This is a genomic window from Paenibacillus sp. TSA_86.1, from assembly GCF_052691815.1.
The window spans coordinates 56,250-69,546 of sequence record NZ_JBQZGE010000013.1; the positions used below are offsets into that span (position 1 = coordinate 56,250).

The 13,297-nt window shown below is 44.4% G+C and carries 11 protein-coding genes; 2 read left to right on the plus strand and 9 right to left on the minus strand.

Annotation, left to right across the window (positions count from 1 at the left end):
- Positions 1 to 92: 92 nt before the first annotated feature.
- Positions 93 to 998: a copper homeostasis protein CutC gene (locus ACUTVW_RS20805; protein WP_445647534.1), complete on the minus strand. Its 906-nt coding sequence runs from the start codon at positions 996 to 998 to the stop codon at positions 93 to 95.
- 76 nt (positions 999 to 1,074) lie between these two features.
- A complete protein-coding gene (locus ACUTVW_RS20810) occupies positions 1,075 to 2,094 on the minus strand; it encodes a sialidase family protein (RefSeq protein ID WP_445647535.1) in 1,020 nt (339 codons plus the stop codon).
- A 421-nt stretch (positions 2,095 to 2,515) separates the two neighbouring features.
- On the opposite strand from ACUTVW_RS20810, the gene ACUTVW_RS20815 reads away from it, so the two are divergent.
- Positions 2,516 to 2,716, plus strand: a complete 201-nt coding sequence (locus tag ACUTVW_RS20815) for a hypothetical protein (protein WP_445647536.1) — start codon at positions 2,516 to 2,518, stop codon at positions 2,714 to 2,716.
- A gap of 327 nt (positions 2,717 to 3,043) precedes the next feature.
- On the opposite strand, the gene ACUTVW_RS20820 is transcribed toward ACUTVW_RS20815, so the two are convergent.
- On the minus strand, positions 3,044 to 3,235 hold the full coding sequence (locus tag ACUTVW_RS20820) for a hypothetical protein (RefSeq protein ID WP_090924244.1): 192 nt from the start codon (positions 3,233 to 3,235) through the stop codon (positions 3,044 to 3,046).
- A gap of 244 nt (positions 3,236 to 3,479) precedes the next feature.
- Positions 3,480 to 6,263 carry a glycoside hydrolase family 3 C-terminal domain-containing protein gene (locus ACUTVW_RS20825; protein WP_445647537.1) on the minus strand — a complete coding sequence of 928 codons (2,784 nt, stop codon included), beginning with the start codon at positions 6,261 to 6,263 and terminating at the stop codon, positions 3,480 to 3,482.
- A gap of 397 nt (positions 6,264 to 6,660) precedes the next feature.
- On the opposite strand from ACUTVW_RS20825, the gene ACUTVW_RS20830 reads away from it, so the two are divergent.
- Complete coding sequence (locus tag ACUTVW_RS20830) at positions 6,661 to 8,361, plus strand: DUF262 domain-containing protein (protein WP_445647538.1); 1,701 nt, start codon at positions 6,661 to 6,663, stop codon at positions 8,359 to 8,361.
- A gap of 101 nt (positions 8,362 to 8,462) precedes the next feature.
- Here ACUTVW_RS20830 and ACUTVW_RS20835 read toward each other — a convergent pair whose 3' ends face one another.
- From ACUTVW_RS20835 to ACUTVW_RS20855, 5 genes are all read right to left on the minus strand, one after another.
- Positions 8,463 to 9,551 carry a low temperature requirement protein A gene (locus ACUTVW_RS20835; RefSeq protein WP_445647539.1) on the minus strand — a complete coding sequence of 363 codons (1,089 nt, stop codon included), beginning with the start codon at positions 9,549 to 9,551 and terminating at the stop codon, positions 8,463 to 8,465.
- 129 nt (positions 9,552 to 9,680) lie between these two features.
- Positions 9,681 to 10,634 (minus strand): ring-cleaving dioxygenase, encoded by a 954-nt coding sequence (locus ACUTVW_RS20840; protein WP_445647605.1) that lies wholly within the window; start codon positions 10,632 to 10,634, stop codon positions 9,681 to 9,683.
- A gap of 185 nt (positions 10,635 to 10,819) precedes the next feature.
- Positions 10,820 to 11,047 (minus strand): DUF896 domain-containing protein, encoded by a 228-nt coding sequence (locus tag ACUTVW_RS20845; RefSeq protein ID WP_090924289.1) that lies wholly within the window; start codon positions 11,045 to 11,047, stop codon positions 10,820 to 10,822.
- Between the two features lie 358 nt (positions 11,048 to 11,405).
- Positions 11,406 to 12,416: an SPFH domain-containing protein gene (locus tag ACUTVW_RS20850; protein ID WP_445647540.1), complete on the minus strand. Its 1,011-nt coding sequence runs from the start codon at positions 12,414 to 12,416 to the stop codon at positions 11,406 to 11,408.
- Between the two features lie 93 nt (positions 12,417 to 12,509).
- On the minus strand, positions 12,510 to 13,283 hold the full coding sequence (locus ACUTVW_RS20855; protein ID WP_445647606.1) for a TPM domain-containing protein: 774 nt from the start codon (positions 13,281 to 13,283) through the stop codon (positions 12,510 to 12,512).
- Positions 13,284 to 13,297: the final 14 nt, after the last annotated feature.

Genomic DNA, 13,297 nt, shown 5'->3' on the forward strand with positions numbered 1-13,297 from the left:
AAATTTTTAGTTCAACTTATATAGCTATTCATCCGCTTCTTTAACTGCCGCTATTTCGGCTACTTCTAACAGCACCCACACAATGGACACTATTACCGCAACTCTTGTACTACACGAATCAACGCTGCTTTGGCCTGAGCGACAAGCTGCGTATCTACAGAATGATCAAAACTCCATCCATGTCGCACGCCCGATCCCATATGAATCTCGGTAATCCCCGTTCGGCTCACGATGGTTGAAATCCCTTCAATCGTGACACCCGAACCTGCCATAATCGATATATTCAAGGTCTGTCCTATCTCCTGCAACTGCTGTAGTTCGAGCAAACCCTCAGGGGCAGTAGGCTTGCCTCCCGATGTAAGTACACGCTCAACGACACTCTCCTCGCTCTTACTAACGCTTGCACTCTTGCTCTTGCTGTTGCTCTCACACTCACTCTTGTCCTTGCTGTTATTCTCGCTACTGCTCCTGTTCTTACTTTCACTAACACTCTCACTCTTGGTTCTCATCTCCCTCTCATACTCGAACCTGCCCTCACCCTCGTTCCCTCCATTGACGCTACCAATGCTCTCCAGTGCTCTCACCACATGTGCACTCGAATCGATGGCGCGATGAAACGTAACTCTCATCCCCTGAGCGCTTAACAGACAAGTTTGTAAAAAGGAGCGATCTACTTCTCCCTCATCGGTGAGAGCTCCAATCACGATTCCTGCGGCACCAAGCTCCCTCGCCACACGTATGTCTTGGATCATCGCCTGAAGATCATCAGCGCTATAGCAGAACGAGCGGCTATGGGGTCTTATCATGACATACACTGGAATCGACACCTTGGATACAACCTGTTCAATCTGCCCATAACTGGGCGTAAGACCACCTTCGCTCATAGCCGATACCAGCTCAATCCGATCGGCTCCCCCCTGCTCAGCCGCTTGGGCATCTACTGCGTCTACCGCAATGACTTCCAATATTGGCTTTATGTTATTGACTCGCCTATTCACAAGAACACCTCCTCACAAGTAACCACGACAGAAAGGACCGAATAAACGCCTGATCAGCGTTTCTGCGGTCCTTGCTTTATTCCGATGTGTGAACGTTCAGTTTCCAGAACGCAACCCGGTCTCTTTTCCACGTATATGAGATATAAAGGTTCTGTCCCTGAGATACGATGGCAGGATAAGAATACTCGCCCGGCTCATCTTCGAGCACCCATTCATCTCCCCAGCTCGCACCATTGTCATTCGAAAAAGCAACCACTAGTGGTGTCCGGGGACTCTCTGTCGCATATCCGCTCACGGGGTTGTAGACAAGTGCAAGCAAACCACTCTCCAAGCGTGTGACATCGATTCCGCTATTGTTGTTTGGCAGTTCTGTCGGGTAAGCTTCACACCATGTCCTGCCGCCATCCACCGAGTCACTGCGGAAAATCTTCCCCTCCGTACTGCGAAGCAACATATGTACATCATTAGCACTTGAAGTCCATAGAGTAGGCTGAATCAGCCCTTTCGCAATCCAATGATCCGCCCCCACATAAGCAGACAGGTTCATCGGCACAGGTTTACTTTTCGTCCATGTCATGCCTTCATCGGTTGAAATATCAACAAAAGCTTCCCACACCTGTTTACCCGGATTCTCCATGTCCATTCGCTCAATAGAAGCTGGAGCCAAAATGGTTCCATCCGTTAGCCGTACAGGTTTATTGCGCACCGGACCACGACCACCCACATCACCGGGAACCAACTCACGAGCCTCCGTCCACGTTTGCCCGCCATCCTCCGAGCGCATGATACACGTATGCCAGTCTGTAATTTCGTGTCCCACCTTGTAAAAGAGTACAAGTGAACCCCCATGTGCATACAGCACCGGGTTCCAATGGGCAATACCTTCTTCATCCGCTACTTTACGCGGCGTTGACCACGTGCCATCTCGCTCCTGAACAGCCATCCAGATAGCGGTATCGCTGGATTTTTCATATGAACCCGCGAACCAAGCCGCACTAACTAAACCAGTTGGCAAAACAGCAAGCGTAGATGCATGACTGCTCTGGAAATGCTGCCCTTCCTGAAAAGCATACTGTTTCTCAGCCATCATAGTCATGAGTGAGCCTCCTGTAAAATGGAATAATAAAGACGGTAAACGATCGTTAATCCAGTTAAACGAGTCTAGGTTTCCACGGCTTCCATGAACTTCATGCTTTATTGGTTTTAATTGATTTTTGTGATTCTCATCTCATTTCGTTATTTTTGTTATTATTTTTGTTATTTAACTATACCTTTAGTCTAAAACGTTAGGTAGCGAACGTCAATACTCGGGTATGAGTCTCCCCAATCCCTGTAACATACCAGCGTAATGCTAGTCGAATCCCCTTCTTAGCCATGCTGGAGAACTAGAGCTATGACAAACGGGCAGGTGACTAGCACTAGGTATACATTTATAGTTAGGTTCTCGTACTTGGTAGACAAAATAAATAGGAAAACTGTTTCCCCCATTTTTGCGTCTATATATGTGAGGTGATTTGATGAACAAAATTTTAGCATTTTCGATTTTGGGAACGAGTTTGACTGGTGCCGTTTTAATCTTCTCTGTTGCTCTATGGTTTAATCCACCAATAGGAAATGTGTTGAAGATGGTTACTGCTGCTTCAACATTATCTTTTATTATATTTGCTGTCTCGGCTTTGGTATTTCGCCGGCGATTAGATCATGAAAAAAGAAATTAATATATTCACACTACTTCTCCATCCAAGACAAATAGTTTTCAAGAGTAATGTTAATAAGTTTAGCTCACACGCAGAACTAACATAAAAATGAAACTGGATTTTGAAACGGTATAGGAATTATCCTGTGCCGTTTCTTTTGTGTACAAAAAGATTCTCATACATGACGCAAAAAAAACGAGGCAGAGGAATTTCTGCATCGTCTTTGTATCATATCCTAGCATATTGGTGACCTGTTCCAGTCTTCCATGTTACTCACCCTTAAATATAATAAAGGGCTTTCAAAATTGCTCATTTATATCTACTTCACTCATCGCATATCGTGCCTATCTACTTGTTACGCCGGGCTTTTGTCATTCGGTTAAACATAATCAAAGCCACAATAATCATGGCAAGCATCGCTATATTGCTGGACACCTCTTGCGAAAGTCCAAACAGCATACACACGTTGGTTACCAGCCCCCGCACGATCAATGCAACGACAATCAGCAGAATCGGACTTAAGTAATTGTATCTTTTCATCGTTTGCCACACCCCTGACCTCATTATTCTGTTTGACCACGATCCCGTAACTCGATCATAACAGTCTGCTCCTCCGGTGACAACAAAAGGACACTGCACGCAGTGTCCTTTGTTATCATCCCAGTAATGGTTTTAGCACCACACTATTACACTTCTACTTAGAAAGAGACCCGAATGCATGCATGTGCCAATCTATTACATGTCACCTTTTATATCGCACGCATACCGTTAAAACCTAACCAACCTACACCTGCTTGAATTCGATCCAATCGATCTGCAGTCCTGGTTTGGTAAAGTCCAGCTTGAGTTCATACAAGCCAGCTTCCAGCTGCACTTTCACCAGCTTTTGTCTGATCCATTTGCCCTCTGTACCATTCGTTTGAATCGTCGTAGCCAGCTGATCATTCAGCAGCACATTACATGCACTTTGCGCCAGTTCAGGCTCAGGTGACATGATCTGCACGATAATCCGGTATTGGCCTGCTTCATCCACTTTCATATATACAGGCTCAGTTACCGCAGGTTTTACCTGTGCATTCTCAGCCAGCGACTGAGCGTCTGCCGCTGACAGGGACGCGTTCGCCTGGAATGAAGCCACGTTCTCTACAATCTCATGTTTGCGTGAGGATACCGGCGCGTTCATGATGAATTTGCAGATATTGATCGCGGAGCGTTGCAGCTCGCCGCGGGTCAAGGTTCCATTTTCAAGCGATTCCATCGTGTTGTCGTCCCAGCCGTTGATCTCTGCGCCATAGTTTGGCACCACCATGTAAAGGTCATTCTGAGCGCGAACCATCCAGTTCGTGAACTTGCGATCGGCTTCTCCGCCTTCTACCACATCGTTCATAATGGCCCACCAGTCGGTCATCACAATACCGTCGAAGTTCCACTCTCCGCGCAGAATTGTGGTGTTCAGATCGTAGTTGGACGCGGCCCAGTGTCCGTTAATCGGATTGTAGGAGGTCATGATGGAGTTCGCTCCACCCTCTTTCACTGCGATCTCGAACCCTTTCAGATAAATCTCACGCAGTGCACGTTCGGATACAACAGCATCAACTTTGCTACGGTGTTTCTCCTGGTTATTGCAGGCAAAGTGTTTCAGTGTGGCGTTAGAGCCACCTTTCATAATACCTTTCGTACATGCTGCGGCAAATACACCCGAGATCAGCGGATCTTCCGAGAAGTACTCGAAGTTACGGCCGTTCAGCGGACTGCGGCGGATATTGAGTCCAGGCCCGAGCAGGGTATCCACTTGATTGCGCAGCAACTCTTGTCCTTCCATCACATACAGTTCTTCCACCAAATCTGAGTTCCACGTTGCCGCCAATAACGTACCAATGGAGACTTGTGTTGCCTTTTCCCCACTATCCATACGGATACCGGACGGACCGTCTGCCGTACACGCCACGGGAATGCCATAGTTAAACAGGCTGTCACTCACGCCACCAAAAGCCGATGCGGTTCCCGAAGTGACCAGCGGACTGCTCATGCCTTCCCCGCGCACAATTGCTGCCAGATCCTGATCACTCAGTTGAGCTACAAAGGCTTCCAGACTGACTTTACCCGCTTTCACGTCACTAAGTTTATAACCCTGATTGCCTGTTTGCTCCAGCGTTTGCGGCAAGTTTTGCGTAATGCGTTCTGCGATGGACCCCTTGCGTTTCGGCACGTCCACGTAAATCAGCTCATACGATCCATCCGCCTTGCGAATACCCGGTTTCATGCGTGTAAAATCTTCCGTTGGCGCCATCGCTTCCTGCAATTGCTCCACCAGTTGAACCGTGTCTACAACGTAGCCGTCTTGCCCATCCACGCCAACATGCTCTACCTGCTTCACACTCGTACCTACATGCAGACGGTACGTTCCAGCTTCAAGCACGTATGCGGAAGCATATCCCGTTACACCCGCATCATCATACGAAGCCATGCGATCTACCGGGAAACGAATCGTTAACAGCTCGGAATCGCCAGGCTGCAGCAGTCCTGTTTTGCCAAAAGCGGCTAACGCCTTCACCGGTTGCCCCAGCTCTCCTTGCGGTGCTTCGTAATACACCTGAACCACTTCTTTACCCGCATAGGTTGTTCCGGAGTTGGTCACGTTCACGCGAACCTCGATCGATGTTTCACCGTTGTTGGTCACTGTGCGAGCTTCCTCGATTTGTGTGGCAAAAGTGGTGTACGACAAGCCATAACCGAACTCATATTGTACTTTTTCAGGTCGAAACGTTTCGAAAAAACGATAACCCACATAAATATCTTCCTGATACAGGTTCTTGAATTCGTTTCCGTAGTTGCTTGTGGACGGATAATCTTCGATGGAATATGCAATCGTATCCGTCAATTTACCGCTTGGTGTCACGTCTCCAGCCAATACGTCCGCGATCGCGTTACCGCCTTCCATGCCGCCGTGCCAGGAGTAAATTACACCTTGAATCGGATGCAGAACCGTTTCGTTCAGCCAGCTCATATCCATAATATTAGAGACGTTAAGTACCACAATCGTATGTTCAAAATGGTTCGTCACATGCTTCAGCATCGCCTTCTCATCATCTGTCAGACGATAACTTCCAGGTGCATCTGCATTATCCTGATCTTCCCCTGCGGTACGCCCAATGACCACAATGGCTTTGCTGGATTTACTTCTAGCCTGCGCAACCAGCTCGTCTGTAAGCGGCATTTCCTTCTGATTCCACGGCTCGGCTGCCCATACTTTACCGCCATCGTCAAACGGATTTTCCTCGATCCATTTCTCATAAACGGCTGCTAATTCCTCGTTGACCGTAATGTTCTTTTTGCTGCGTAGTCCGTCCAGCAGGTTCGTTGTATACGCCACATGTACACTACCGCCTGAACCTGTACCGCTGCGATAATAATTCACTTGGATCCGGCCAAAAACTGAAACGTTTTCGGAATCACGAAGTGGAAGCACCTGTCCTTCATTTTTGAGTAGAACAGCACCTTCTGCAGCTACCGTTCGGCTGAACTCTGCAAACCCTTCTAATGGAACTCCAATTTGATTTGTACTCAAGTGATTTCCCTCCTGAATGTCATCTCCATATCTGTGAACTGGCTATTTATAAAACAAGATTAGATCGTACCCCAATTACTACGATGGCAAAATAACCTAAATATCGCTCTTTCCCCGACTAAGCTCATTTAAAAATAGAACGAACTTCATGGATATGGCAGATTTACTTGTACCTAGTCCCATCTTAACAGATTGCCTACATGAAAATATATGAGAAATATTCATGTTCTTATAGCAAAAATGAAAGCCACAAAACATAACTTACTTCTTATTATGGTTTAGTTAGGGATATTAATTTTTAAATTTCTGCACTATAAATACTTGCGAGAAAAATATATGTTATAATGTCCATGTTTTTACATACTTTATTGTTAGTTCTATTAGGAGTGTGAATTAGATGTCAACAGGAACGATTGATGCAAATAAAAAGATTCTCTCAAAAATTTTCTCTGAAGATTTCTGGTTCTTAGTACCTGAATATCAGCGTTCATATGTGTGGCAGACTGATAACATTACGGAATTATTAGATGATTTATATTTTGCGTTTAACAACAAATCTGAAAGTGAATACTTTCTCGGTTCACTGGTCCTAAAAAAATTTAAAGATACATCTTTTCCTGAATACGAAGTATTAGATGGCCAGCAAAGATTGACAACTTTTTTTATCATGATGGCTGTTCTAAGAGATAAAGTTGCTGATTCAAAATATAAAGACACATTGCATAAAAAAATTTATCAAGAAGAGAACGCATTAGAGAGCATACCATCTCGAACTAGAATCACATATAAAATCAGGGATAACGTTGAAGACTTTATCCAAAATTACATTGTGAAACTACATGGCACTACTTACTATAATGAATTACAATCTAAAATTGGAAATGACAATGTGTCTATATCTAATATGTCTAATACCATAATACAGTTACATAAACAGTTTTCTAATATGGAAAAGATCTGTGATCTTGAAGAATTTATAAAATTTATTTTTAATAAAGCGATATTCATATATGTATCAACAGAGAATACTGAGGATGCTTTTCGTCTCTTCACCATCCTGAACAATCGAGGCATCCCTTTAACCAACGCAGATATACTCAAATCACAGAATATTGGAGCTTTGTCCAATGAAAAAGAGAAAAATAAATACGCTAAAATTTGGGAGGAAATTGAAAGCAAGCACGGAGATGATTTTGATCGTTTTTTACAATTCTTAAGAACGATACTAATACAAGAAAAGGCTAGGGCCAACCTACTTGAAGAGTTTAACGATAAAATTTATCAGATTAAGGCCTCCAAAACGCCACTTCTTCGCTTAGGGGAAGATACTTTGAAATTCGTTAACAAATATAATGAAATATATGAAAAGATTATTGAACTACAAGATGAAAACTTAAGTAATAGTATAAAAAATTTACTTACCGTAATGAAAATAGGGCTAAGATCTGAAGATTGGATACCGCCACTAATGCACTACTATGCTAAGTTTGGAATTGAAAAGTTAGAGTTATTCCTTAAAAAATTAGAATTCAAATTCACAGGGGACTGGGTATGCGGCATCTCGCCTACAATACGGCTAGATGCAATGAATACTATACTTAAGGAAATAGATAAGACTAGCAAACAAAACTTAAATGATTTATTAAATCACAAAAAGTTATTTCATGTGGACTCAAAACAATTAAGAGAGAATATCGAAGGAAGCATTTATAAAAAACAATTTGCAAGGCACTTACTTTTAAAAATTGAATATTTATCTGGTGACAATACCGTACACTTATCAAACTATCAGTATATTACTGTAGAACATATTCTGCCTCGAAACCCTCGAAAAAATAGTCAATGGGACAAAAACTTCTCAAAAGATAGTAGAGATTATTGGATTGACCGTATAGCTAACCTCGTTTTGATCAGTCAAAAGAAAAATAGTGCACTGAGTAATCATGATTTTGTAGACAAAAAACAAATATACTTAAAGAAGAGGATCGACGCCTTTAGTGCAAATAAAGTTTTTATAGAACAAAGTTCAGAATGGACAACGGAAGTATTAAAAAAACGACAGTCTTATCTTATAGAACTTCTCTCAGAACCAATATAAAAACATCTCCGTTTGTATACAAATCTGAATAAATTATTTGAGATCTTAAAGCCACGAACATAAGTTGTCCGTGGCTCTCACTTCTTTTATATACAGACAGGTCAGGTCGTCAGCTTCGCATACACCAGAAAGAACAACATATTCTCACCCATAATCACATATCCGGGTACATGATAGATCAGATCCACCACTACAAAAGCAACTAACAGGCTTACCATGATTACCAGATGGCGCGGCCCAAGGCGAAGATGCGGATGTCTGTAGCGATGAAACACAAGGGTTGTCGATAGGAAATACAGCAACACCGAGCCAAATACAAACGCAAGCATAAACTCATAGTTCAGTAGGTTCTGGTACAGCAGTTGAATCGAAGCAGCGATCATACTCAGGGAGATGTAGATAAATAGATGCCCGTAGATGATAGCCTGCCCGGCGGTCTGCATCTCTTTGCTCACTTTTTTCTCCACGTTATCGAAGTACTGCCACCACATGGCGATGACAAACAAGGACGTGAAGACAGCGAACAGAATGGATTCCAGATCCCAGTGATCGGCTGACAACACCGCGATAATACTGACGACAGATTCACCGAGTAGGATGAGTGTAAAGAGAGCAAAACGTTCCAGCAGATGGTGTGTCTGCACAGGCACTCTCACCAGGTTTTTACGGCCCAGTAGTGGCAAAATAATATCGATGGCAATCCCGGCATACAGAATCACATAACGCACCCACGAATCAAAGAACAGGGAACCCGATGAGATCACGATACCAAGAATAAATGAGAAGCCCAGGAAACGGGCAGCCTGCTGTTGATGCTTGCTTTTCGACTTGTGGATCGTCAGGTACTGAATTGCGGTAAACGCTCTGGAACCGATGTAACCTAGGAAGAAGGATAGATAGTGTTCATCAAAATGAGTGGACAGACTCGCCGTCATGATGAGAACGGACAGCAGTTGAAGGATGAGGAAAATCCGATGGCTCAGAATATCCTGACCATAACGGTTGATAAACAAGGTCTGACCAACCCATGCCCACCATACCGGGATGAAAATTAACACGAACTTCAATAGATATTCAATTGTAATGACGCCGTGCTCGGCATGTAACAAGACATGGCCTGCTTTGGAGACTGCCGCAACAAAAAGCAAATCATAGAACAGCTCCAGCCAGGTGACCTTTTTCTCCATCATCCCGCAATGCTCCTTTGGTTAGTCTCATATTAGTTGAAACATAGGTGTTTACACGTACACTTCGAGGACAGAATAACCTGGAGAGTAGCGGTTATCCCCAGATTTTTCGATTTTCCTCTTCTGTCCACCTCACTCCGTCACAGCAGTGATAAGGGTTCTTACCTGGATTGGTTGCAGATTATCCTCGATCCGAGTCCGGTATTGCTCGAACCACTCCGGCAGCATCAGTTTCTGTCCAAGCGATTCGGCTGGTTCGTCTCTCGCAAAACCTGGAGGATCAGTCGCAATTTCGAACAGGATACCGCCGGCTTCTCTGAAGTAAATGGCGTTGAAATACTGACGATCCCGCACCGGTGTCGGCTGGTACCCGTACTCGCGCACGGCTTCACTCCACTGTACATGCTGTGCATCATCGACTGCGCGCCATGCGATATGATGCACCGTTCCTGCACCGCCCATACCCAGCGGTACGCGGGTAACAGGCACATCTACGATGTTGCCGATATCACCAATGGAACGGAAACGGGCATATTCTTCATTTTCGCCCACTTTCACAAATCCGAGAATACGCTCAAGCGCATCCATTGTACGTTGTGGGTTCACACTGAATAGTACTGCTCCGCCAAACCCTTTAATTGTATGTTCAGCTGGAATACCTTCCTGCACCCATGTATTCGCAGCGCCCTCTTCCCGCTCAACCAATTCCAGACGCAAACCTTCGCTGTCTTCGAATTGCAGCAACTCTTCATCAAAACGGTTCGTGCGGGTCACTTCGATATTAAAACTTTCCAGTCGATTCTGCCAGAAGTTCATAGAGCCTGGTGGAATGACATACGAGGTGATGCCGACCTGACCACCGCCAATCTGGCCTCGTGGTGAACCTGCTGCCGGGAAGAAGGTAATGATCGTTCCCGGGCTGCCGTGTCCATCACCAAAGTACAAGTGATATACATCCGGTGCGTCAAAGTTCACTGTTTTTTTCACCAGGCGAAGTCCCAGAACTCCGGCGTAAAAATCAACGTTGGCCTGCGGATCTCCAGCAAAAGCAGTAATGTGGTGGATGCCTGTCGTTTGAATGTTCATCATTATTTCCTCCGTGGGTTGTAAGCTCATTTATTTTTTATGTTTTATTTTCAATTATCTTTAAATTAAGATATATAATCTGTACCACTCATGCAGAATCGGAATTCAAACCTGCACTAGTGGTACAGTAGTCGTATTAGCCATCCCGATCAGGGAATGTTGGATCAGTCTTCTGCAGCAATACTCTATGGATTCTGTCTGGACGCCTGCTCTTGTTTCAATTTATCTGGAGTCACGTCATCGCCGTTAGGATCATAGATGGTGGCATTCAGCAAAATGTCGTTGACCGAACCACGGAAAGTCTGCAAATATTCCTGGCGAAGGCGAGTCTGTTCAGCCTGCTCCATCTCCGTCAATCCACCCGCTTTGGCTTTTCTCGCGAGTTCATTAATTCTTGTCAATGTTGGAATCATCATCTGGATCTCTCCTCCTATTCAATCAGTTGAAGATATTTATTTGATTATATCCTAAAGTGTTGATTTCAATTGCACTCAAATTAAATATCTTAATATAAAGATAAATTATTTCGAATCGATTGTCAACACTTTTTTTTTATGAAAAATAAAACGGGGTGAACTTTTGAATATGTAGATGTACTTCGCATTGATCCTATCGCTTCCTACTTAAACAAAATCAAAAATGGTTAGCCCTACGGATATAATCTCCTGTAGAACTAACCTTTTATTCGAAGTTCAGCCTAGAATATATAAGATAAGCTTAACTTACTTACACGAACAATCAGATACCAGCTGAATGCAGATTAGCCTAACTTCATGCCAATTTTTGTCCACAGTTCGGACAGAAGTTGGCTCCTTCATTTTTCGCACCACAGTTCGGGCAGAAGTTCGGCTTTTTACCCTCACCACTTGAAGACGGAGATGCACCAGCATGACTGTTCTGCTGTTGACCTTGGTTCTGATTATTTGAATTCTGGCTATTCTGGTTCATGTTTTTCATCATCTCATTTGCCATGTTCATCCCCATCATCATACCTGCCATATCCGAGGCAGCACCGCCGCCCTGTACTTTACCAGACGAGATACCGTCCGTCATACTCACCTGCTGGTATTTTTGCAGATTGCCAATCATCTCGTGAGAAGCCGTTTTGGTGATCATATCCTGAATTTCCTGCGGATAGTTGAAACTCATCACCTGGAAACCGGTAATACCAATCCCGATATCCATCATCTGCATATCCAGATCCTCTTGAATACCGCGTGCAATATCCGAAGCATTCGCTTGTAGATTGAACATGTCCTTGCCTTCACGGCTGATCCACTTCATCAGCAACTGATCCAGCACAGATGTGATGCGGATTTTGACATCATCGACCAGATAGCTCTGTTTGATGCCCGCAATTCTATCAATTAGAGTCACATAGTCACTCACTTTGAAGTTAAACGTTCCATTGGCCCGGATTGGCATACCGCCGGGAAGCTGCGGTGTCGGAATCAGTACCGGACTTTGCGTACCCCAGCGGACGGTGAACTCCTTAGTATTTACAAACAAAACCTCAACCCGCATACCGCTGTTGAATCCGAACTTGAACCCTTTTAGCGTGGACAGAAACGGAATGATCTCCGAGTCGATATTAAACGAACCTTCGTCCTCAAAAATACCTTCCACCTTGCCGTTATTCAGGAAGATCGCATCTTGCCCCGCACGAATAATCAGCTTACTGCCTTTCTTAATCTCACGATTACTCCACTTCCAGAAGATCATATCATCTCTGAATTCTTCCCATTCCACCACGTTAGAGAACTGATTTTTAAAAAATCCCATGCTCAATCCCATCCCTTCTATAATAAACCTGTCAGGCCTTATCTACGTTGTGCCATGAACCAACAATGATGGCGATATGTCTCGTGATTACACTTAGAACGACCGGCTGCTACCGCTATGCGAATGTCCACCCGCGGTTTTACCTCCACCTCCGCCGCCTCCACCGTTGTTATTATTTTTCTCAATCTTACGCTTGGTGACCGTTGTGCGGATATATCGATCCTGACGATCAATCACATGCGAGTTCTCCGAATCCTCATAGGTTGCACGATTTACCGTGACACGCCCACCCGAACGGTACGTCATAACGCCAACCACAATGCCACCAATGGCTACGGATGCAGCAAGTTGAAACCATGTTTTGAATAAAATATTGTCCGGGTTTACCCCAGGCTTAAGATCCAGATATTCATAAGACAGGTTCAAGAACTTTTCAAAAGCCATCCGATAATTGCCATCCGACAGGTCTGGAGCAATTTTTTCTGTAATTTTATCTACCCTGCTGTTATCAACGTATTCTTCACCCTTATAAAAACCCGCTGCATATACATCCCGATTGTACATATCCAATGTCAGCATAACAGTGTTCCCGTGAGGTTTATCATACCCTGGTGCCCGGTTATCGTAGAATTCCTGAGTTAGCAACTTGTCACTTTTCTGTTCCTCGTTGTTAGTCGTGTAAATGATCAAGTCCGTCTGCCGCTCTGCTGAATACTGATTTGCCAGTGCATTTAATTCATTTCGATCCTGCTCACTTAGCAGACTGGCCTCATCGTAGATGAGGTTTTTGTTCTCCGCTGCGGATGCCGACGATATAGGGAAGATCGGAGCCAGTATCATGACTAGGAGTACGATTAGCGCAGCCATCACCGCTGCAGGTC